Source organism: Halomonas sp. AOP25-F1-15 (genome assembly GCF_052378675.1).
Lineage (GTDB): Bacteria > Pseudomonadota > Gammaproteobacteria > Pseudomonadales > Halomonadaceae > Vreelandella > Vreelandella casei.
In genome coordinates, this window is the sequence record NZ_JBQSXV010000001.1 from 1 (window position 1) to 19,772 (window position 19,772).

Consider the following 19,772-nt stretch of genomic DNA (forward strand, 5'->3'; position numbering starts at 1 on the left):
AGGGCTAACGCCTCGGGGGATTTTTTTTGCATCTTTTTTTAATTTGCGAGAAAAGCAGTCGATAAAAAAGGCGGCTTGCGCCGCCCAGTTAAGGATTTACAAATTAAAGCGTTACGCGCAGATCGCCTGTAACGCCTCAATCAAACTATCCATTTCATCATCGGTGCCGATGGTAATCCGTAAGAAGTTGTTGAGCTCTGGGGTATTAAAGTGACGCACCAAAATGCCGCGCTCGCGTAGGCCTGCGTACAGCTGAGCACCTGCAAAGCTCGGATGTTGGGCAAGCACAAAGTTAGCTTTCGATGGCAACACTTCAAACCCTAGTGCTTCAAGGCGCTGGCGAGTACGCTCTCGCGTGGTGATGACATATTCGCGACATGCCTCGAAGTGTTCGGTGTCTTTTAGGGCAGCGATGCCGACAACGCTGGCTAAGCTGTCCACGGGGAACGAGTTGAAGGAGTCTTTTACTCGCTCTAGGCCGTCGATCAACGCCTCTGAGCCCACCGCATAGCCTAAACGTAAGCCCGCCAAGCTGCGAGATTTAGAAAATGTCCCTGTGACTAGCAAGTTAGGATAGCGATTAACCAGCGTCACAGCGCTCTCAGCGCCGAAATCGACGTACGCTTCATCAATGAGTACCACTCGGTCTGTCACGCGCTTAAGCAGTGCCTCAATCGTCTCTAGAGAGTGCGCATGGCCAGTCGGCGCATTAGGGTTGGCGAAAATAACGCCGCCGCGCTCTGTGTTTGCCGCAAGCGCATCTGTATCGACTTCCCAGTTCGCCGTGAGCGGATGCTTGCGCAGCTCTATGCGGTAAAGGTTGGCATACACAGGATAGAAGCTATACGTGATGGCCGGTACATCAAGTGGTGCCTGATGGCAAAAGAAAGCCTGAAAGGCAAACGCGAGGACCTCATCAGAGCCATTGCCAACAAACACCTGGCTACTCGTCACCTGAAAATTCTCCGCCAGCGCTTCGCGAAGATCGGCAGAGGTTGGGTCAGGATAGAGGCGGAGATGGTCGGTAGCGTAATGACGCAGAGCTTCACCAACGCCGGGTGCCGGCGGGTAAGGATTTTCATTGGTATTGAGCTTCACCAGCTGCTCGCGTGGTTGCTCGCCGGGCACGTAAGGCGTAAGTTCGCGAACGGCCGGACTCCAGTATTGGCTCATGACGGTAACCTGATTATCCTAGCGATGGTATGCCATGGTCGCTTGAAGACTAACGAAGCGCAAGCATTCGCATCGCTAGGGGTGTGCGTCGCACCTTGTAGCAGTTATGCTGTCACAAGTGCGCGTAAATAAATGTGATGTCCAACACGAGATTAAGGAGACACTCTATGCAACTCAGGAGTTTGCTAGCCGGTTCGGCTATGTTGGCACTGCTGGCTGGCTGTGCGAGCGGCCAAATGGAACAGCAGCAGGAAGAGGCTGCTACCTCGCAGGCTAACTACAAAGGCTCACTGCCTTGCCGTAACTGCGACGGTATTGACCTGGATGTCACGATGGTCGGTGAAGAAATGAGCGCCGCTGAAGAACGCACGTTCACGCTAAACGCGACTTACCGTAACCATCCCCAAACACCGCCGGATGAAAACTACGCCGGGAACTGGGAAGTACTGACAGGCACGCCGTCTGATCCAGATGCTACCGTTTACGAGCTAACGCCGAATGGCGAAGGCCAGATTTACTACTTCATGCGCATTGATGAGCGCACGTTGGAGTTGATCGATCCTGAGCGTCGCCGTTTTGAAAATGGTGAGAAGCTGCAGCTAACGCGTCAGTAACGCGTTAATCAGTAGTACAAAAGGCGGCCGATGGCCGCCTTTTGTATATATATCTGTTGGCTCAATCAAGCTCTGTTAAATAAAGATTAGTTTGAAGAGAATGGGTCGGATATGACGGCCCAGAAGCGACTCAGACATAGCAACCATGGGAGCGTAATCTCAGTGGCCAAAGCCAAAAGCGCCTTTGTATGTACCGAATGCGGTGCTGAATATCGCAAATGGCAGGGGCAGTGCAGCAGTTGCCAGGAGTGGAACACGCTAAGCGAAGTGCACTTGGCGAGTGCTCGTCCAGGCGGCGGAGCGGCTTCCGGCCGGTCAGGCTACGCGGGAGATCTTTCGCGTGAGGTAATCGACCTGGGCAACGTTGACCTCAGCGAAGTGCCACGTATGAGTTCCACTTTTGCGGAGTTTGATCGCGTATTGGGCGGCGGGCTTGTGCCTGGGTCGGCGGTGTTGCTGGGCGGTAATCCTGGGGCAGGGAAGTCGACGCTGCTGCTTCAAACGGCCTGCAAATTAGCGCAGCAACGACGCATTTTGTATGTTACCGGGGAAGAGTCACTATCTCAGGTAGCGATGCGTGCGCATCGCCTGCAGCTGCCTACCAACGGACTGAAAATGCTGGCCGAGACCAGCGTAGAAACCATTCTGGCGGTATCTGAGCGTGAAAAACCCGAAATCCTAGTGATTGATTCCATTCAAACGATGCACCTGGAAGATATCAGCTCGGCGCCTGGCGGCGTTGCGCAGGTGCGTGAATCTGCTGCCGCGCTGACACGCTTCGCCAAAAAAACCAATACCGTTCTACTGCTGGTTGGGCACGTAACCAAAGATGGCACCCTGGCAGGGCCTAAAGTGCTTGAGCATATGATTGATGCTTCGCTGTTGTTAGAGGGCGGCGCAGACTCACGCTTTCGCACCCTACGCGGCCAGAAAAACCGCTTTGGCGCTGTCAATGAGCTAGGCGTCTTCGCGATGCTAGAGCAGGGCCTCAAAGAGGTTAAAAACCCCAGCGCGATTTTTCTTTCCCGCCAGGAAGAGCAGGCGCCGGGTAGTTTGGTAATGGTGGTGTGGGAAGGTACGCGGCCAATTTTAGTTGAGGTGCAGGCGCTCGTTGATGAATCCGCACTGGGTAATCCAAGGCGGGTGGCGGTGGGCGTAGATCAAAACCGCTTGGCGATGCTGCTGGCGGTGCTCAATCGACACGGCGGATTGTTTACCGGCGATCAAGACGTCTTCTTAAACGTTGTCGGCGGTGTGAAGGTGCTTGAAACCAGCGCCGATTTAGCCGTTCTGTTGGCGGTGGTGTCGAGCTTGCAAAATCGGGCGCTGCCAAAAGAGCTAGTAGTTTTTGGCGAAGTGGGGCTGTCAGGCGAGATACGCCCGGTGCCAAGCGGCCAAGAGCGCATTGCCGAGGCCGCCAAGCACGGGTTCTTACGCGCTATTGTACCCCGCGCGAACGCTCCCAAGCAGGCGCCAAAAGGTATGGAGGTCATTGCCGTGGATAAATTAAGTGACGCCTTAGACGCGCTCTAGCATGAGCTATCCTTAAAGCGTCTGATATTATGAATGTGCCAGGGAGAGACACGATGAGTTCCATTCGTTTAACCCAATATAGCCATGGTGCTGGGGCCGGCTGCAAAATTGCTTCCGACGCGCTGGACAGTCTTCTAGCCAAGGCCGGGCCAGCGGCGGGCCATAAGCAGCTTATCGTTGGCAATCAAAGGCGCGACGATGCCGCAGTGTATGACCTAGGCGATGGACGCGGAATGATTGCGACCACTGACTTCTTTATGCCAATAGTTGATGACCCTTTTGATTTCGGCCGTATCGCTGTCACCAATGCGATCAGCGACGTTTATGCGATGGGCGGCACGCCGGTGATGGCATTGGGCATACTGGGCTGGCCGCTGGATAAATTAAGTGCGCAAGTCGCCGGCGATGTAATGGCGGGGGCTCAGGCGGTTTGCCGCGAGCTTGGTGTTGCGCTGGCTGGAGGTCATTCGATTGACGCGCCCGAGCCAATTTTCGGGCTCGCCGTGAAGGGCTTGGTTGATCTCAAAAAGCTCAAGCTGAGCAGCACCGCCAAGCCCGGCGACTTGCTATTTTTAACTAAGCCGCTGGGCGTTGGGATGCTAACCACGGCGGAAAAGCGCGGCTGGTTGGAAGTCGGCCATCACGGCCTGGCCCGTGAAGCCATGCTGAAAGCTAACCGTATTGGCGTGAGACTTGCCGAGGTCGAAGGAGTGAACGCCATGACAGACGTCAACGGCTTTGGCTTAGCCGGCCAACTCACTGAAATGTGTCAAGCGAGCAACGTGATGGCGCGCATTGATTTTCGCCGCCTGCCCCGCTTAGCTGAAGCTGAGGCATACCGGCGTAAAGGCGCCGTGCCGGGCGGTACGCTGAAGAATCGCGAAGCCCTGGGTGAGAGTTTACCCGCCATGGATGAGGTGCACTGGCAGTGGCTATGCGACCCACAGACCTCTGGCGGGCTGCTGATTAGCGTTGACCCTGCCTGGGAGGATGATGTGATGCGCATTGGCCGAGAGTACGGCTTGGATTTACAGTCATTTGGCGTGATGGCCTCGCGAAGCGCTAAGGCGAGCATCGAGGTGATTGGGTGATATTAATCTCCTCTGGCAGAAATTCATGTCGGCGACTGGGGCCGCTAGCGGTGTGCTTGAGCGGTTATGTCGCTTTAAGCCACTGCGTCATTAATCGATCCAGTAGCGGCGCTAGCTGAATGAAACGGTCAGCGTTTTCAGTGATTTGTGCATCATCCTGGACATAGCGGCCGCCGGTTTTAGATGTTGCGTGTGGGCGCGGAGTATTGCTCAGTAGCAGGTTGACGCTAGCGGGAGTGGCTTCTAAATGGCATAGCAGGCCCATGACGCGGCCTCTGTCCCAAGCAAACCCCTGCAGCGGTGCTGCTTCGCTACCGCCGAGCGCAATGGCTTCATCCGGCAGGCTGAAAACCAAGCGATGCCACATGAAAGCGCTAAATGTCTCTGGCAAATCGAACGTGCTTTCAGGCGCCAGCGTCACGGTGTGCCAGCCAGCCTCGGCATAGGTTCCAGGAGCGACCACTGCCCCCAGCGCACGCGCTAACCAATGGGCGCCCAAGCCAATGCCCAGCAGCGGCTTTTGGCCATCTAGGTAGCGGTTGATTAGTTTATCTGCGGCTTTGAGCCAGCGTGGAGGTTGGCTGAATAGCTCCTCCGGCCCATCAAGTACTATGAGTGCATCAGCCTCATTGTGGCGTGGGGTTAATTCATCCGCATAGAGATGAAAAGTGCTGTAACTATGGCCCATACTGGCTAACCAATCCGTTAAACGGGCGGGGCCATGGTCAGGGCCGTGCTGTAGCAGATGAATATGCATGGTAATCTCCTCGCCGGCCATTCCATCATCTGATGACCATAACGCACCCACTACTTTTCACCAATACTTCGTAGAAGAAGCTTCAGGAACTCCGCATGGCGCCTAAACCCATAGGATTTTATCAACGACTACAAGAGCTTTCGTTACCCGCCCAGCAGGCCTTTATGGCGGCGCTTTGCGAACGCTTGTTGCCCAACTACGCGCTCTATGAGCAAACCACCGGGCAGGGCGACGGTCACACGCTTAGCGCGGTGCTGAGCTTGGTTTGGGAGCGGCTGAGCGTGCCTAGCGCCAGTATCGATTTTGCCCGTCAGGCGGAAAAGTTAGCCGAGTGTGAGCCGCCTGAAGGCGACGACAGCTTTGGTGCCCGCCGTGCGCTAGACGCGGTAGTGTCGCTTTCGGCATTGCTTGATACGCTGCAAGGCGACTCTCCAGAGGCAGTGCTAGATGTGAGCCGCACTTCACGTGCGGGCGTACGCGCCTTTATCGAGCTCACTGAAGGTGAAGAAGATGCTCAGGCGTTGGCGCTGATTATCCGTGACCATCCGCTGATGGACGATGAAAATGACTTCCAGGATGCCGTGCTGGAAGCGGTCAGCGAACCGCTGGATAAAGCAGCGCTGAAAGAAGTGCGTCAGCTGGGTCGCAATGGCGGTATCAGTAACTTGGGTTTAACGCTTGATGAGAGTGATGAATAGCGGCTAAAAGCGCACGCCTGCGGTGACCATCATTCCGGCGGTTCCGAATATAATGAGATCGGACTCAAACCGCCCCCACTGCATGCCGATACTGGGCAAGACGGCCGGTGCCACTTCCAGATGGTTGAGCGGGATTTTGTCGCGATACTCGCCTTTGTAGCCGTGTAAAAGCCCGCCCGTTATTTTGGCACGCACGTTCAAGCCCTGGCTAAACTGCCAAACAGGGAACTCGCGGCCCGCATAGAAATACCACGTGGGCTGCTCATAAGAGTTCTTAAACCACGCCGCGCCCGCCAGCCAACGGTCTGGGTTGTGCAGTTCAATGCTAATGAGATTCTGATGATTATTATGCTCAGGATCCGGGCTGAAGTGGCGTGTATAAAGGCTGGTTTGTACCAACGTGTGATCCCACTCCAGCGCAGGTGGCCAGTCAGGCAGCGAAAACGCAGCGGCGGGCGTGCTCAGCGCTATGCCAGCTAGCCACCCCATCAATGGGTATGCTCGGCGCATTCGCCGCTCCTGATTGAAGAGAGGCATCTTAAAGGCGCATCTCAATGCCGCGCTCCGCCATGTAGCGTTTTGCTTCAGGGATCGTGTACTCGCCGAAGTGGAAAATACTGGCGGCCAGCACCGCATCGGCACCGCCTTTCAGCACGCCGTCCACGAAGTGGTCCAGGTTGCCCACACCGCCTGAAGCAATTACAGGAACGCTCACCGCTTCGGAAATCGCGTGCGTCACGCCTAGATCAAAGCCAATCTTGGTGCCATCGCGATCCATGCTGGTAAGCAGCAGTTCGCCAGCGCCGAATTCCACCATCTTCTTCGCCCATTCAATGGCATCGAGTCCCGTTGAGCGACGGCCACCATGGGTGAAAATTTCCCAACGCGGCGTTTCCCCCTCTGCTGATACTCGCTTGGCATCGATGGCGACGACAATACATTGGCTACCAAAACGTTCCGCGGCTTCGCGCACGAAGTCGGGGTTGGTGACCGCCGCGGTATTGATCGAGACTTTATCCGCCCCGGCATTAAGCATGGTGCGAATGTCGTCACAGGTGCGAATTCCGCCGCCCACGGTTAACGGAATAAAAACCTCACCCGCAATGCGCTCCACCATCTCAACCGTGGTGTCGCGGTCTTCGTGGCTGGCGGTAATGTCCAGGAAAGTGATTTCATCAGCACCTTGCTGGTTGTAGCGCTGGGCGATCTCTACCGGGTCGCCGGCATCACGAATACCGACAAAATTAACGCCTTTAACCACTCGCCCAGCGTCTACATCCAGGCAGGGGATAATACGTTTGGTGAGGCTCATGAGCGGCCTCCCGTCAGCTGGTCGCTCAGGTGCTGCGCTTGCGCAACATCCAGGCTGCCTTCGTAAATAGCGCGGCCAGTGATAGCGCCTAAAATGCCGCTGTCAGCGACATCGCACAGCGCTCTGATGTCGTCTAGATTGGTTACACCACCGGAAGCAATCACCGGTAAGCCGCCTTCGCGAGCAAGGGCCGCGGTGGCGTCAACGTTGACACCCTGCATCATGCCATCGCGGGCAATATCGGTGTAAACGATGCTGGATACGCCATCGTTGGCGAAACGCTTGGCCAATTCGGTGGCTTTAATCGTCGACACTTCTGCCCAGCCGTCGGTGGCGACATAGCCGTCTTTAGCGTCTAGCCCAACAATCACATGGCCTGGGAATGCGCGGCACATTTCGCCTACAAATGCAGGCTCTTTCACCGCTTTGGTGCCGATAATGACGTAGGCGACGCCGGCGCTTAAGTAGTGCTCAATCGTTTCTGCACTGCGGATGCCGCCGCCAATTTGAATCGGCAGGTTGGGATAGGCGCGGGCGATAGCGGTAACGGCATCGCCATTCACCGGCTTGCCTTCAAAGGCACCGTTTAAATCCACAAGATGCAGCCGACGTGCGCCGGCTTCCACCCAGCGCGCCGCCATTGCTACCGGGTCATCGCCGTAGGAGGTAGCGTCTTCCATGCGGCCTTGCTTAAGCCGTACACACTGGCCGTCTTTGAGATCAATAGCGGGAATGACTAACATAAACAATCCTCTCAGGGCGTCCAGGTGACAAAGTTTTCGAGTAAGCGAAGACCGGCACGGGAGCTTTTTTCGGGGTGAAACTGCACCGCGAAGGTAGCATCGCGGCCAATGGCGACGTGGGCGCTTACCTTGCCATATTGAGTCGTGCCAAACACCTGAGCATCGTCCTCTGCATTGACATAGTAACTGTGCACGAAGTAGAAATGTTCACGGTTATCAATGCCTGCCCACAGCGGGTGGTCGTTATGCTGCTCGACGACATTCCAGCCCATGTGAGGGACTTTTAAGCGTTGCTCGTGGGTGTCGCGCATATCGTTAGGAAAGCGGTCTACGCTACCTTTAAAGAACCCAAGACATGCCACGCCGCCATTTTCTTCGCTACGCTCCAGCAGCATTTGCTGACCCACGCAAATACCCAGCAGCGGTTTATCTTGGCGCGTTAAAATCTCATCCACCAGCCCGCGTAAATCGGTACGCTCAAGTTCGCCAACGCAGTCGCGAATAGCCCCTTGGCCCGGTAGCACTAAGCGCGTCGCGCCTAGAATACGTCGCGGGTCGCGAGTAATGACAACATTTTCATGCGTCACGTGTTCCAGCGCTTTGGCCACGGAATGCAGGTTGCCCATTCCATAGTCGATCACCGCAATGGTCATGAAGCGCTCCTTGTGGAAGTAAAGGGGTAGTCGCTAGTGGTACTGCACCGCATTACAGGCTCCCTTTGGTTGAGGGCATCTGACCGGCCATGCGAGGGTCTTCTGCTACCGCCATTCGTAGCGCACGTCCGAAGGCTTTGAAAATCGTTTCAGCCTGATGGTGAGCATTAAAGCCTTTAATGTTGTCGATATGCAGTGTCACGCGGGCATGATTGACGAAGCCTTGGAAAAACTCCCAGAACAGTTGAGTGTCCAAGCTGCCAATCGTGTCGCGCGTAAACTCAACGTTCATAAAGAGGCCGGGGCGTCCGGAAAAATCGATCACCACGCGCGAAAGCGCTTCATCTAGAGGCACATAGGCATGTCCGTAACGGTAGATGCCGCGCTTATCGCCAATGGCTTCAAAGAAAGCTTGGCCTAGCGTAATACCCAGGTCTTCTACGGTATGGTGTTCGTCAATATGTAGGTCGCCGGTGGCATTGATGTCAAGATCGATCATCCCGTGGCGGGCAACTTGATCAAGCATATGATCCAGAAACGGAACGCCGGTTTGGCAGCTAAGACGGCCTTCACCGTCGAGGTTTACGCTGACCTTGATCTGCGTTTCGTTGGTGTCACGGCTAACCGTGGCAATACGCGCTGACATGTTGCATCTCCTAGGCTAAAGCGCACTCTGAGGGGAGCCCTGAGGAACGATCCTAAGGGGTGATCCTAAGGAATGGTCGGTGGTTTTGCATCAACTTACCACCGTTTGATCAGGGCATGACCTCTGGCGAAGCGACCATTATAGTGAATCGACGCCCTCATCCGCTACAATGCGCGCAATGTAGCCGTTATCAATGATAGAAAAATAGCAGCAAGACTGCTTTGGCGAAGAGGATTTCATCATGCCGGTGACACTGCACCACGTCGACCAGGCCCGTTGGGAAGCCGATGAACAGGTGCGCCTTGATCTAGTGCGCATTTACCAGGACGCGCCTCAAGAGCGCATGCCTACTCCAACGGTTGAGCCGTTTATCGATGCGCATTTTAACGGCCGGCACTTTTTTGCCTGCGCGCTTTTTAATGATCGGCTGCTGGGAGCCGTCGCGGTACAGGAGGGCGCCGACCGCGCTTGGTGGCTCTCTGAGCTATGCGTGCGTACCACCACTCGCCGCCGTGGGGTTGGTTCGCGTTTAATGGCACTGCTGGGTGAGCAAGCCAAGCAAGAAGGGCGCGTATTGCGTATTGAAACCTCTTCACTGCCACTGGCTGACCGTGTGCTGCTTTCCAAGTTAGGTTATCGGCCCATGGCCAACCCAATGACTCCGGCGGGGATGCCCGCCACCAGCGATTTTGTTGAGTTAGACCCACAAGGGAAAGGGTAATGAAACAGTTATTACGTATTTTGCTAGCGGCCGTCGGTATTCTTGCCATCGTGGCGGTCGCTGCGGTGGTCTACGTGACCACCTTTTTAGATCCAGAAGACTTCAAACCACGCTTAACCGCCGTTGTAAAAGAGCAAACGGGACTGAACTTGGTGTTGGAAGGCCCGATCAACTGGTCGTTCTATCCGCGTATTGGGGTCAGCGTAGAGCAGGCGCGCGCGTGGCTGCCTGAGCAAGATCAAGACAGTGCCGCGTTTGCTGCGATTAACCGCGCTGAAGTGAGCGTTGCCTTTGCCCCGTTGCTACGCGGCGAGATTGCCGTTGATGGGCTGACATTGGACGGCATGCGACTCAACTTAGAGCGTGATGCTGAAGGCGAAGGCAATTGGGAACCGTTGGTCGAGCGCCTGTCTGAACAGACAAACGGTACCGCTGAAACAGTGTTGGCGCCTGCCAGTGCGGGCCCTAATGCCGACGCCGGTAGCTTGGCGGTAGTGCTAAACATTGCGAGCGTGGAAGTAAAAAATGCCGATATACGTTTTCGCGATGAGCAAACCCAGGCGCTGTGGCGGCTGCAACAACTGAACATCTCGGGTAGCAACGTTAATCCGGTGCGTGCTTTCCCACTGAAAGCCATGTTTACCTTGACTAAGCACAACCGCCTGGATACCGAGGTATTGGAGCGCGCTCCGGATATTACCAGTGACATCAATCTTGAAACGCGCATGCGGCTTGGTTTAGAGGAAGAGCTTTTTGTACTCGAAAACATGTCATTAACGACGCGTACTAGCACAAAAACTGACAGCGAGCCGCAGCAGCTTAGTTTGAAAGTCGCCGAAATGGTGGCGCGCATGGGTGAACAGCAGCTGTCGATTAAAGAAGGGCTACTGGAAGCGGGTTTGCGCAATGCAGACAGTTGGCAGGGCAGTCTGGCGCTGGCGCTTGCTTTTGGTTTAGAAGGCGACTGGCAAGCGCAGACCGCTCAGCTTAAAGATCTTCAGCTCACAGGCCCAGATGGGCTACGAGTGAGCGGCCATCTTAATATTGAACAGATGCTTGACGCGCCGAACTACCGTGGGCAGCTAACCGCAGCGCCTTTCACGCTGCGCCCCTGGCTAGCACGCGCGGGTATTACTCTCACCACCGCGGGCGAAGCCGCACTCAGTGATGTGGCAATGACCAGCCCTATTGAAGGCGACGCCGAACAGTTCTCACTGCCCAGATTGTCACTAGTCATCGACGACAGCACCTTTACTGGAGAGCTGTCGGCGGCGTTAGACGGCTCACGTCTGGCGTTTGATTTGGCAGGTGATCAGCTGTCGCTTGACCGCTACTTGCCCGGTGAGGCCACGGTTGAGCATGCCAGCCGCGGTTTGCTACGCAGTGCTTTTGCCCAAAGCAGTGATTCGCTACTCCCGCAATCCGTGCTTGAAGGGTTAGCGCTAGAAGGCGATCTGAGTATGGATACCCTGATTTTCGCTGGGCTGACGTTCAATAAGCCTAGTTTGCAGCTGCGCGGAGATGATGGCGTTCACCGCTTAACGGCGTTTGAATCCGGCTTCTATGAAGGTAAGCTCAGCGCTACCGGCCAGGTGGATGCCTCTGAATCTGTGCTTGAATGGGCATTCTCGCCAACGATTAGCAACGTGCAAGTAGCGCCGTTAATTGAGGCGATGAGTGAAGAAACGTCACCACTACGCGGTCGTTTTGATTTGTCTGGCGAACTCACCAGCCTTGGCAACACTCGGGAAGCGCTGACGAGCAATCTGAATGGCGAGCTCACTGCGCACCTAAAGGACGGGGCGATCTTAGAGACCAATATTTCACAGCAAATGTGTGAGCTGGTCGCTCAGCTAGAAGGTGAGGACACCGTTCGCGACTGGCAGGATGATACCCGCTTCGAGCAGTTCGATGGCACCTTCCAAATTAGCAATGGACTGGTGGAAAGCGATGACCTGCTCATCACCTTGCCGGGTATCAATGTTCAGGGCGACGGTGAGCTTAATCTCAGCAGCATGGCTTTTGATACGCACGCCAACGCACGCTTGGTCGACACGGCTGACGCGGCCTGCAACGTTAATCCGCGTCTGGCACAATTGCCGCTACCCATGCGCTGCGAGGGCAACCTGAGCGATGAGCGCAGCGAGTGGTGCCGCTTCGACCGGGCGGCATTCCAGACGGCCGTTGTCGATCTGCTGCGTAACGAAGCCGGTGATCGTGTGGACGAAGAGCTTGAAGAGCGCCTGGGCGATTCTTTGGATCAGCTAGACGAGCGCCTTGGCGAAGGAGCCGGCCAGAAGCTTCGCGAGGGGCTGCGTAATTTATTTAACTAAGCAATGATGCACGTTCATTCTGCGCCGGCCTAAATGCTGGCGCTTTTTTATGAGTATCGTGGGTCGTTTACATACTTCTGTGTGAGGAACGTGCATGGCAGATATGCCCGCACCGCGGCTGACGGCTGCTAAATTCCAACGTCGGCTATTAGCTTGGTTCGATCAACATGGTCGCCACGACTTGCCCTGGCAGTCACCGCGCAGTGCGTATCGCGTATGGGTGTCGGAAATCATGCTGCAGCAAACACAGGTTGCGACCGTCATTCCGTACTTTGAGCGCTTTATGGCGCGCTTTCCGACCTTGGAGGCGCTTGCCAGCGCGCCGCAAGATGAGGTGCTGCACTTATGGACCGGGCTAGGTTATTACGCCCGCGCGCGTAACTTGCACAAGGCCGCTCAACTCACGGTGGCGCAGCATGGCGCAGAACTACCTAGCGAAAGTGTCGATGCCCTAACGGCGCTGCCCGGTATTGGTCGCTCTACCGCGGGTGCCATCGTTGCGCAAAGCACAGGGCGGCGGGCGGCGATCTTAGATGGTAATGTCAAACGCTCGCTTACTCGTCTGCATGCGCTGCCCGGCTGGCCGGGCAAGCCGGCGGTGGAGCAAAAGCTTTGGGCGCTGGCCGAGTATTACACGCCCAGCACGCGCTTAGCCGATTACACCCAGGCGGTCATGGATTTTGGTGCGACGCTGTGTAAACGCAGCAAGCCTGACTGTTTAAGCTGCCCGTTTGATGACGTTTGTTTGGCCTATGCCCAGGGCGAGCCACAGCGCTATCCTGAATCAAAGCCGAAAAAAGCGCTGCCCACACGGCAGACCATTATGCTGATGCTGAGCGACTCACAGGGCCGGGTATGGCTAGAAAAACGACCGCCAAGTGGCCTGTGGGGCGGGCTATGGAGCTTGCCGCAGTTTGATAAGCATGGCGAACTTAACGACTGGCTAGAGGATCACGCGGTCAATCCTGCGCGTGGCAGTACATCGCCAAGTTTTTATCATACGTTTAGCCATTTTCGTTTAGAGATTACCCCGCAGCCGGTGACCTGCGATAGGCTGGGCGGTATTCGTGAAAGCGGCGTATGGTACGACATCAACGATCCGCCTGCGCTGGGGCTGGCGGCGCCGGTCAAAGCGTTGCTGAGTCAGCTAACACCTTTTACTCTCACCCAGTCGTAGGCCATGCTTGGCGGTATGGGAGAGGACACTGAATAACATCGCATAACCAGGAGCATGCTATGAGTAATACCGTTTTTTGCCGCAAGTACCAGACAGAGTTAGAGGCGTTGCCATTTCCACCCTTGCCGGGTAAACAAGGCCAGGAGATTCAGGCAACGGTCTCCAAGCCCGCCTGGGAAGCCTGGCAGGCGCTGCAAACTCGCCTGATCAACGAGAAGCATCTCAATATGCTCGATCCGGAGTCGCGGGCCTATCTTATGGATCAGATGCAGCGCTACCTAGATAATCAGGAAACTGACCAAGCAGAAGGGTATGTGCCGCCGACACAGGCATAAGCGTTGCCGCTATTCTAATAAAAGCAGTGGCGCAAAATACCCATAAGCATCGGTATCGAAAGAAAGTTTCACAAAGGTGTTGACGAAAAGCGGTGTTTTTAGTTTAATACGCACCGTTGGCAGCGGCCAGATAGCTCAGTCGGTAGAGCAGGGGATTGAAAATCCCCGTGTCGGCGGTTCGATTCCGTCTCTGGCCACCACGCAGTTGGGGTATCGCCAAGTGGTAAGGCACCGCTTTTTGGTAGCGGTATTCCCAGGTTCGAATCCTGGTACCCCAGCCATTGCCAACAAAATTTCTTGTTGATTGCAGAGCTTAGCAGCAAAACAATCATTTTCTCAAGAAAACGTGAAGCGCCGACATAGCTCAGTTGGTAGAGCAACTGACTTGTAATCAGTAGGTCCCGGGTTCGACTCCTGGTGTCGGCACCACTTAATGAGTGGTTAAAAGCAAAGCGTCAGAGAATTAGATTAAGCCGTCCGAAAGGGCGGCTTTTTCGTATGCGTCGATAAAATATTTGGTTACGCTGCAGGCTATTTCATCACACTGGAGAAACACCATGATCCTCTACGGCGTGCCACTCTCACCCTTTGTGCGCAAAGTGTTGTTTACCCTATATGAACTGGAGCTTGAGTTTGAGCAGCATCTGCTGGTGCCGGGTGACTCTTCGGCTGATTTTAGAGCGCTGAGCCCGCTTGGTCGTATTCCGGCGTTTCAAGATGGTGATTTCGGCATCTCAGACTCTTCAGCCATTTGCCGCTATCTCTTGGGCCGCTATCCTTCTGAACTGTTGGATATCGCTAACCCTGAAAGTGTCGCGCGTGCCGTGCAGTGGGATAAATATGCTGATGAGGACCTAGCGCCGGTGTTGCTGGCTCCGCTTATTGAGCGTTTGGTTAAGCCTGTACGTTTTGATACTCCGGCGGATGAGTCGGTCGTGCAAAAGGCGGTGCGCGAACAGATTCCTCCTGTGTTTGATCATCTAGAAGAGCGTTTGAAAACGCTGAGCGGCAAGTGGCTAATGGGCTCTGCGTTTAGCTATGCCGATATTGCTCTTGGGGCGCATATGAGCAGCTTTGTACTGGCCGATCTTGAGCTTGACACCGCTCGTTGGCCGGCACTGTCTGAATGGTTCAAGCGCCTAGCATTAAGGCCCGCCTTTCAACGACTGTGTGACGATGCTAGGCGTTTCAATCCCAAGGCGGTTTAGGTCTGATCGACGCAAAAAGATAGTCAAAAAAAGCGCTTACCTTCGGTGTGCGCAGCTCGTCGGGTGTGGCGTGAGATCGCCCAGAAAAATGCGCTGGTGAAGCCTGATGTCAGCAAGCTGGCATCTTGGTGGCATACGGATGCGGACCTTGGTCGCGATCAGGAATGCGTCAACGATACGACGAAATTACGCGACTATGGGTTTGATCATTTCCGTGAAACGCGTGCGGCGTTTCTTGATCTATTTACGCAGCTTCGGGAGGAGCTAATCATTCCCTAAATTCGCGTACAAATGCCACTGCCTAATGCGTAGCATCGGGCAGTGGTCTGACTTGAGCATGCCTTTTAAAATCTGTGTGAAGCTAAGCCATACAAACGCTAATAAAGGTGCACCGCCTGAAAGTGAGCCAGCGGCTCGTCTTGGTCGTCGGAAAGCACTAGCGTATCGCCGTCTACGCGCCATTGCGCGGCTTGTTCAAGCGCCGCTAAAAAGCCTTGCTCGGTTTCCATCTGGGGCTGTGGACAGGCCATCCTAGTGGTGCCCATTTGGTTGAATTCGATGCGCTCATCTTTGACAAGGTAGCTGCCCATCAGTGAGTTGCAGCCGGTAGCACCGGCTAGGCGCGAGGCTTCTTGATGAAGAACAAAGTGGGCTTCACGAGAATTCTCTTGAGTGATGATCGGTTTGTCATCAAGCGTCACAAGTTTCCAGTAGGTATTGATGAGCGATTCATTAGGGCGCTCGGTGGTCTTTGCATTGTCCATTGAGGCCGTAGTGCAGCCAGCGGTGATCAATAGAGCGCTGATAAAAATAGGAAAAGCGAGTAGTCGTTTCAAAGTGTCATTCCTTAATAGATGAAAAATCAGGGCTAAAATCGGTGGAACCTGTTCATAGGTGGGGTAGACTGTTGCGCCTGTCGTTGCGAAAGCGACACGCATAATGAGAAGGAGAATACCCGCCATGAGTTTTGTTCTACAGTTTACAGATGGTCAGGAATTTCCCCACGCGCTGGGCAAAGTCATCTGCATCGGCCGTAATTATGCCGAACACGCGAAAGAATTAGATAATCCTATTCCCACTGAGCCTCTGCTGTTTATTAAGCCGTCGACCAGCGTGGTGGATTTAACCAAGCCGCTAGATCCGCCTTTTTCACGTGGCGACGTCCATTATGAAGCAGAGCTTGCGCTGCTGGTAGGCGAGACGTTAACTCATGCTACTCAAGATGAAGCCGAGCGTGCCATCGTGGGAATTGGTTTAGCGATGGACCTGACGCTGCGTGATGTTCAGGCAAAGCTTAAAGAGAAGGGGCACCCCTGGGAAATTGCCAAGGCCTTCGATGGCGCTTGCCCGCTTTCGCCTTTTTTGCCGCTAAGCCGCGTTCCCAACTGGAACGCGCTGCAATTTACGCTTGAAATTGACGGGAAAGAACGCCAGCACGGTGAAGGCGCCGATATGATTTTCGCCGTTCCCACGCTGGTAGCAGAAATGAGCCGCCACTTTACCCTAGAGCCAGGCGATGTCATTTTGACCGGTACGCCGTCAGGCGTGGGTGAACTGGTGCGTGGTTCATCGCTGCGCTTTACGTTGACCGGTGGTTTGGAAATCGAAACCAGCGTCGTTGAGTAATCAGTGGTTGAATAGGCGCTACAGCTAAGCCCAACGAGCAACGCCACCCTGGATTAGGGTGGCGTTGCTCGTTGGGAACGGTGTAAACCGCTTATTTACACACCGCGCTATTCAAGATAGGTGTATCCCTCAAGGCCTTCGCTCAAGCTCGCCGCAAAGCGCGCCTGCTCATCGGCAGAAAAGCCGCTGGCTGCGAGCTGGTCGGTTAGCTTTTGCTTGAGCACATTGGCATTGAAGTTTACGTACGCCAGCACGTCTGCGACCGAGTCACCTGCCTGCGGGTTCGACAGTGTCCATTCGCCGTCTGCATTGAGCGCAGCATCGACAGAGTCGGTGTCGCCAAACAGGTTATGCAGATCGCCGAGGATTTCCTGGTAGGCACCCACCAAGAAGAAGCCAAGCCAGCGCTCGTCATCCGATGTCCACTCTGGCAGTGGCAGGGTGCTTTCTACCCCCTGGCCATCAACGTAGCTGTCGATGCGGCCGTCGGAATCGCAGGTGATATCTTGAATGACGGCTCGGCGAGTGGGCGCTTGGTCCAGCCCGCTGAGGGGGAGCACCGGGAAAATTTGCTCAATGCCCCAAACATCAGGTACTGACTGGAAAAGCGAGAAGTTAACGAACAGCTTGTCGGCGAGCTTTTCCGCTAGCTCATCCATGATTTCGCGATGGGCGCGATTGCGGGTATCAAGCTGGGTACGCAGCCGCGCACAGGCCGCCATGTAAACGCGTTCGCCTTCTGCGCGAGCGGTTATATTGCTTAGCCCCATCACAAAGCGGTCCTGCAGTTCACTCACGGCTTGCAGCAGGTCATGCCATGCTTCGACCAGCATGCGCGGCTCTTGAGTGGTCGCTAACTGCTCAAACACCCGCCACAGTAGCTCTACTTGAGGATCTTCTTGGCTTTCCTCTGAGGCATGTCGCTGCGGTGGCGTGTCGTCGATACGCTCTTCACCAATGACATTGGTGATAAGCACCGCGTGGTGGGCGGTTAGCGCACGGCCGGATTCACTGATCAGATGAGGCTGTGGCAGCCCCGACTCTTGGCAAAGCTGAGCAAAGGCGCTCACCACGTTGCGCGCGTATTCGCGCATCGAGTAGTTGGCCGAGCAGAAGCTGCGCGAGCGCGTGCCTTCGTAGTCGATGCCTAAACCGCCACCGACGTCCACGGTGTCGATGGGCGCACCTAGCTCCATCAGGTTTTGGTAGAAGCGCGCGCACTCGCGTAATCCGCGTTGAATATCACGAATGTTGGCGATCTGAGAGCCCAGGTGAAAGTGCACTAGCTGCAAACTTTCCAGCGCATCCTGATGGCGTAAAGTGTCTACGACTTCAAGAATCTGGCTGGCGGTCAGTCCAAATTTTGACTTTTCACCGCCGGTGTTCTGCCATTTGCCTTTGCCAACGGAGGCTAGGCGTGCGCGCAGCCCGATACGTGGCGTCACCTCCAGCTCACGTGCCTCTTCTAAAATCAGCTGCAGCTCAGAAAGCTTTTCGACCACGAGATAAACCTTATGGCCAAGCTTTTCTCCCAGCAGCGCTAGACGCACATATTCGCGATCTTTGTAGCCGTTGCAGACAATCAGCGAGGAGCCACCGTCGGAAAGCGCCAGTACGGCTAGAAGCTCTGGCTTACTGCCTGCTTCCAGCCCCACGCGACCATTGCCGCGCTCGGCGGTGGCTAAAATTTCTTCGACCACACGACGCTGCTGATTTACTTTAATAGGATAAACCGCGGTATAGCCGCCCCGGTACTCGCAATCACTCATTGCAGAATCAAACGCGCCGCAAAGCTGCTCAACGCGATCGTGAAGAATATCGCTAAAGCGCACCAGCACCGGCAGACGCAGCCCGGCACTTTGCAGTTGGCGAACCAGTCCGCTCAGTGGCAGGGCGGGGCCTTCTGCATCGCTACCCAGCGGGCGAACGAGGGCTTGGCCAGCGTCGTCGACATCAAAATAGCCGCTGCCCCATTGATCGATATTCCAGGTGCGCCGAGCGCGCAGCGCAGGGCTAGTCGTGGCCATTACACTCATGCAGAAACCTCAGGCAGCGGCAGCGCACCGTGGGCAATGCGCGCATTTAAAATGGTTCGGAATCGCTCGGGATCATGAGGCGTCAAATCGTGGGCTGGCGGATCAACGTAAACCACCAGTAGCCGAGAAAGCCAGTAGCGCAGCGCCGTCACACGCAGCATCGTTGGCCACAGAGCACGCTCGTCAGACGTTAACGGGCGACGCGCTTGGTAGGCACTCAACAGTGCGTCGTAGCGTTCGGCATTCAGTGAGCCATCATCGTTCGATGCCCAGTCGTTGACGACTATCGCTAGGTCAAACAGCAGGTCGCCGGTGCAGCCGTTGTAAAAGTCGATAATACCGCCAAGTTGGTCACTCTCAAAGAGCGTATTGTCGCGAAATAGATCACCGTGCAGGGCGCCTTGAGGCAGCTCATCGTACTGGATAAAAGCGCTCTCAAAATCGTCGACTTCATTTTTCATCAACGTTTGATCCGCAGGGCTTAAATAGCTCAGCACCTTGTGGTGCATGACTTGTAGCCAGGTCAGATCGCGCGGGTTTGGACGATGACCGTGAAAGTGCTTTGACACCACGTGCAGGCGACCCAATGTATCGCCCAACGCGTGGCATTGGGCTAGGTTAGGCGCCTCAGGATGGCGGCCAGGCAGGCGCGGAAATAGCAGTGCCGGCTTGCCTTCAAGGCTATGCAGGGCAATGCCTTCGCGGTCATGAATCGTGCCCGGGACCGGTAAACGGTGTTCCTCTAAATAGTCCAGCAGTTCTACAAAGAACGGCAGCTCTTCGTGCTCACCCTGCTCGAACAGAGTTAATACGAGCTCGCGACGGTCGGTGGTCACAAAAAATGTCGAGTTTTCGGTGCCGCCTGCGACTCCTTGTAGGGAAACGAAGCTACCAACATCAAACTTGTCTAAAAACGCGGCGACCTGTGCGTCGCTAAGCGGGGTGAATACAGCCATGAGAGTCTCGCCCAGGTTGCTAAGCCCGTTATTGTAGCGGCTTGAAAGCTCAGTTGGCAGCGTTGTTGTCATTAGATAGCAGGATTGCCTCTACAGGCAGCTGACGCAACGCGTATCATGTGGGTAACGCTTTTTAGCACTGCTTTTTTTACACTTCATT

General features: G+C 55.2%; 21 protein-coding genes and 3 tRNA genes. 14 read left to right on the forward strand and 10 right to left on the reverse strand.

Annotation, left to right across the window (positions count from 1 at the left end; translation table 11 throughout):
• Positions 1-111: 111 nt before the first annotated feature.
• A complete protein-coding gene (gene hisC, locus ACT3TF_RS00005; RefSeq protein WP_441684133.1) occupies positions 112-1,173 on the reverse strand; it encodes a histidinol-phosphate transaminase in 1,062 nt (353 codons plus the stop codon).
• Positions 1,174-1,340: 167 nt separating this feature from the next.
• On the opposite strand from hisC, the gene ACT3TF_RS00010 reads away from it, so the two are divergent.
• The 3 genes from ACT3TF_RS00010 (at position 1,341) to selD (ending at position 4,411) form a co-directional block, all read left to right on the forward strand.
• The gene (locus ACT3TF_RS00010; protein WP_441684134.1) at positions 1,341-1,787 is read left to right on the forward strand and encodes a copper resistance protein NlpE N-terminal domain-containing protein; all 447 of its coding nucleotides are present in this window, start codon (positions 1,341-1,343) and stop codon (positions 1,785-1,787) included.
• 162 nt (positions 1,788-1,949) lie between these two features.
• Positions 1,950-3,320, forward strand: coding sequence for a DNA repair protein RadA (radA, locus tag ACT3TF_RS00015; RefSeq protein ID WP_096278001.1), 1,371 nt, complete (start codon positions 1,950-1,952; stop codon positions 3,318-3,320).
• Between the two features lie 53 nt (positions 3,321-3,373).
• Complete coding sequence (gene selD / locus ACT3TF_RS00020; RefSeq protein WP_444671352.1) at positions 3,374-4,411, forward strand: selenide, water dikinase SelD; 1,038 nt, start codon at positions 3,374-3,376, stop codon at positions 4,409-4,411.
• A 64-nt stretch (positions 4,412-4,475) separates the two neighbouring features.
• On the opposite strand, the gene ACT3TF_RS00025 is transcribed toward selD, so the two are convergent.
• Positions 4,476-5,168, reverse strand: coding sequence for a type 1 glutamine amidotransferase (locus ACT3TF_RS00025; protein WP_444625068.1), 693 nt, complete (start codon positions 5,166-5,168; stop codon positions 4,476-4,478).
• Positions 5,169-5,263: 95 nt separating this feature from the next.
• On the opposite strand from ACT3TF_RS00025, the gene ACT3TF_RS00030 reads away from it, so the two are divergent.
• A complete protein-coding gene (locus ACT3TF_RS00030; RefSeq protein WP_441684137.1) occupies positions 5,264-5,866 on the forward strand; it encodes a YjaG family protein in 603 nt (200 codons plus the stop codon).
• A 3-nt stretch (positions 5,867-5,869) separates the two neighbouring features.
• Here the strand turns inward: ACT3TF_RS00030 and ACT3TF_RS00035 are convergent, their stop codons facing one another.
• The 5 genes from ACT3TF_RS00035 to hisB are packed head-to-tail and all read right to left on the reverse strand — an operon-like array spanning position 5,870 to position 9,220.
• Positions 5,870-6,376 carry a hypothetical protein gene (locus tag ACT3TF_RS00035; protein ID WP_444625069.1) on the reverse strand — a complete coding sequence of 169 codons (507 nt, stop codon included), beginning with the start codon at positions 6,374-6,376 and terminating at the stop codon, positions 5,870-5,872.
• A gap of 28 nt (positions 6,377-6,404) precedes the next feature.
• Entirely contained in the window at positions 6,405-7,178 is a 774-nt protein-coding gene (gene hisF / locus ACT3TF_RS00040) for an imidazole glycerol phosphate synthase subunit HisF (protein ID WP_096278011.1), read from the reverse strand.
• The gene (gene hisA / locus ACT3TF_RS00045; RefSeq protein ID WP_441684139.1) at positions 7,175-7,921 is read right to left on the reverse strand and encodes a 1-(5-phosphoribosyl)-5-[(5-phosphoribosylamino)methylideneamino]imidazole-4-carboxamide isomerase; all 747 of its coding nucleotides are present in this window, start codon (positions 7,919-7,921) and stop codon (positions 7,175-7,177) included. Before hisA ends, hisF begins: the two co-directional genes overlap by 4 nt.
• Before the next feature lie 11 nt (positions 7,922-7,932).
• Positions 7,933-8,574, reverse strand: a complete 642-nt coding sequence (gene hisH / locus ACT3TF_RS00050; RefSeq protein ID WP_444625071.1) for an imidazole glycerol phosphate synthase subunit HisH — start codon at positions 8,572-8,574, stop codon at positions 7,933-7,935.
• A gap of 52 nt (positions 8,575-8,626) precedes the next feature.
• A complete protein-coding gene (gene hisB, locus ACT3TF_RS00055; protein WP_441684141.1) occupies positions 8,627-9,220 on the reverse strand; it encodes an imidazoleglycerol-phosphate dehydratase HisB in 594 nt (197 codons plus the stop codon).
• 241 nt (positions 9,221-9,461) lie between these two features.
• On the opposite strand from hisB, the gene ACT3TF_RS00060 reads away from it, so the two are divergent.
• The 9 genes from ACT3TF_RS00060 (at position 9,462) to ACT3TF_RS00100 (ending at position 15,273) form a co-directional block, all read left to right on the forward strand.
• The gene (locus ACT3TF_RS00060) at positions 9,462-9,941 is read left to right on the forward strand and encodes an acetyl-CoA sensor PanZ family protein (protein ID WP_441684142.1); all 480 of its coding nucleotides are present in this window, start codon (positions 9,462-9,464) and stop codon (positions 9,939-9,941) included.
• Positions 9,941-12,274 carry an AsmA family protein gene (locus ACT3TF_RS00065; RefSeq protein WP_441684143.1) on the forward strand — a complete coding sequence of 778 codons (2,334 nt, stop codon included), beginning with the start codon at positions 9,941-9,943 and terminating at the stop codon, positions 12,272-12,274. The genes ACT3TF_RS00060 and ACT3TF_RS00065 overlap by 1 nt, the downstream gene beginning before the upstream one ends.
• 94 nt (positions 12,275-12,368) lie before the next feature.
• Positions 12,369-13,451, forward strand: coding sequence for an A/G-specific adenine glycosylase (gene mutY / locus ACT3TF_RS00070; protein ID WP_441684144.1), 1,083 nt, complete (start codon positions 12,369-12,371; stop codon positions 13,449-13,451).
• Between the two features lie 59 nt (positions 13,452-13,510).
• Positions 13,511-13,786 (forward strand): oxidative damage protection protein, encoded by a 276-nt coding sequence (locus tag ACT3TF_RS00075; RefSeq protein WP_441684145.1) that lies wholly within the window; start codon positions 13,511-13,513, stop codon positions 13,784-13,786.
• A gap of 124 nt (positions 13,787-13,910) precedes the next feature.
• A tRNA-Phe gene (locus ACT3TF_RS00080) sits at positions 13,911-13,986 on the forward strand.
• A gap of 6 nt (positions 13,987-13,992) precedes the next feature.
• Positions 13,993-14,067: transfer RNA gene (locus ACT3TF_RS00085), tRNA-Gln, on the forward strand.
• A 72-nt stretch (positions 14,068-14,139) separates the two neighbouring features.
• Positions 14,140-14,215 (forward strand) — tRNA-Thr (locus ACT3TF_RS00090).
• A 128-nt stretch (positions 14,216-14,343) separates the two neighbouring features.
• Complete coding sequence (locus tag ACT3TF_RS00095) at positions 14,344-14,994, forward strand: glutathione S-transferase family protein (RefSeq protein WP_444671353.1); 651 nt, start codon at positions 14,344-14,346, stop codon at positions 14,992-14,994.
• 45 nt (positions 14,995-15,039) lie between these two features.
• Positions 15,040-15,273: a hypothetical protein gene (locus ACT3TF_RS00100; protein ID WP_444671354.1), complete on the forward strand. Its 234-nt coding sequence runs from the start codon at positions 15,040-15,042 to the stop codon at positions 15,271-15,273.
• Between the two features lie 98 nt (positions 15,274-15,371).
• Here the strand turns inward: ACT3TF_RS00100 and ACT3TF_RS00105 are convergent, their stop codons facing one another.
• Positions 15,372-15,830 carry an META domain-containing protein gene (locus ACT3TF_RS00105; RefSeq protein ID WP_444671355.1) on the reverse strand — a complete coding sequence of 153 codons (459 nt, stop codon included), beginning with the start codon at positions 15,828-15,830 and terminating at the stop codon, positions 15,372-15,374.
• 124 nt (positions 15,831-15,954) lie between these two features.
• Here ACT3TF_RS00105 and ACT3TF_RS00110 point away from each other — a divergent pair, with 124 nt between their 5' ends.
• Positions 15,955-16,620 (forward strand): fumarylacetoacetate hydrolase family protein, encoded by a 666-nt coding sequence (locus ACT3TF_RS00110; RefSeq protein WP_444625074.1) that lies wholly within the window; start codon positions 15,955-15,957, stop codon positions 16,618-16,620.
• 107 nt (positions 16,621-16,727) lie between these two features.
• Here ACT3TF_RS00110 and speA read toward each other — a convergent pair whose 3' ends face one another.
• A complete protein-coding gene (gene speA, locus ACT3TF_RS00115) occupies positions 16,728-18,656 on the reverse strand; it encodes a biosynthetic arginine decarboxylase (RefSeq protein WP_441684149.1) in 1,929 nt (642 codons plus the stop codon).
• Positions 18,653-19,612 carry a homoserine kinase gene (locus ACT3TF_RS00120; RefSeq protein WP_444671356.1) on the reverse strand — a complete coding sequence of 320 codons (960 nt, stop codon included), beginning with the start codon at positions 19,610-19,612 and terminating at the stop codon, positions 18,653-18,655. The genes speA and ACT3TF_RS00120 overlap by 4 nt, the downstream gene beginning before the upstream one ends.
• Positions 19,613-19,772: the final 160 nt, after the last annotated feature.

What these genes read in the sequence shown, in the direction of transcription:
- mutY (WP_441684144.1), top strand. Translation starts at nt 12,369, where the DNA reads ATGGCAGATATGCCCGCACCGCGGCTGACGGCTGCTAAATTCCAACGT.
- speA (WP_441684149.1), bottom strand. Translation starts at nt 18,656, where the DNA reads ATGAGTGTAATGGCCACGACTAGCCCTGCGCTGCGCGCTCGGCGCACC.
- ACT3TF_RS00065 (WP_441684143.1), top strand. Translation starts at nt 9,941, where the DNA reads ATGAAACAGTTATTACGTATTTTGCTAGCGGCCGTCGGTATTCTTGCC.
- ACT3TF_RS00075 (WP_441684145.1), top strand. Translation starts at nt 13,511, where the DNA reads ATGAGTAATACCGTTTTTTGCCGCAAGTACCAGACAGAGTTAGAGGCG.
- hisH (WP_444625071.1), bottom strand. Translation starts at nt 8,574, where the DNA reads ATGACCATTGCGGTGATCGACTATGGAATGGGCAACCTGCATTCCGTG.
- ACT3TF_RS00120 (WP_444671356.1), bottom strand. Translation starts at nt 19,612, where the DNA reads ATGGCTGTATTCACCCCGCTTAGCGACGCACAGGTCGCCGCGTTTTTA.
- ACT3TF_RS00110 (WP_444625074.1), top strand. Translation starts at nt 15,955, where the DNA reads ATGAGTTTTGTTCTACAGTTTACAGATGGTCAGGAATTTCCCCACGCG.
- ACT3TF_RS00095 (WP_444671353.1), top strand. Translation starts at nt 14,344, where the DNA reads ATGATCCTCTACGGCGTGCCACTCTCACCCTTTGTGCGCAAAGTGTTG.
- hisA (WP_441684139.1), bottom strand. Translation starts at nt 7,921, where the DNA reads ATGTTAGTCATTCCCGCTATTGATCTCAAAGACGGCCAGTGTGTACGG.
- ACT3TF_RS00060 (WP_441684142.1), top strand. Translation starts at nt 9,462, where the DNA reads ATGCCGGTGACACTGCACCACGTCGACCAGGCCCGTTGGGAAGCCGAT.
- selD (WP_444671352.1), top strand. Translation starts at nt 3,374, where the DNA reads ATGAGTTCCATTCGTTTAACCCAATATAGCCATGGTGCTGGGGCCGGC.
- ACT3TF_RS00025 (WP_444625068.1), bottom strand. Translation starts at nt 5,168, where the DNA reads ATGCATATTCATCTGCTACAGCACGGCCCTGACCATGGCCCCGCCCGT.
- ACT3TF_RS00010 (WP_441684134.1), top strand. Translation starts at nt 1,341, where the DNA reads ATGCAACTCAGGAGTTTGCTAGCCGGTTCGGCTATGTTGGCACTGCTG.
- ACT3TF_RS00035 (WP_444625069.1), bottom strand. Translation starts at nt 6,376, where the DNA reads ATGCGCCGAGCATACCCATTGATGGGGTGGCTAGCTGGCATAGCGCTG.
- hisB (WP_441684141.1), bottom strand. Translation starts at nt 9,220, where the DNA reads ATGTCAGCGCGTATTGCCACGGTTAGCCGTGACACCAACGAAACGCAG.
- ACT3TF_RS00030 (WP_441684137.1), top strand. Translation starts at nt 5,264, where the DNA reads ATGGCGCCTAAACCCATAGGATTTTATCAACGACTACAAGAGCTTTCG.
- hisC (WP_441684133.1), bottom strand. Translation starts at nt 1,173, where the DNA reads ATGAGCCAATACTGGAGTCCGGCCGTTCGCGAACTTACGCCTTACGTG.
- hisF (WP_096278011.1), bottom strand. Translation starts at nt 7,178, where the DNA reads ATGAGCCTCACCAAACGTATTATCCCCTGCCTGGATGTAGACGCTGGG.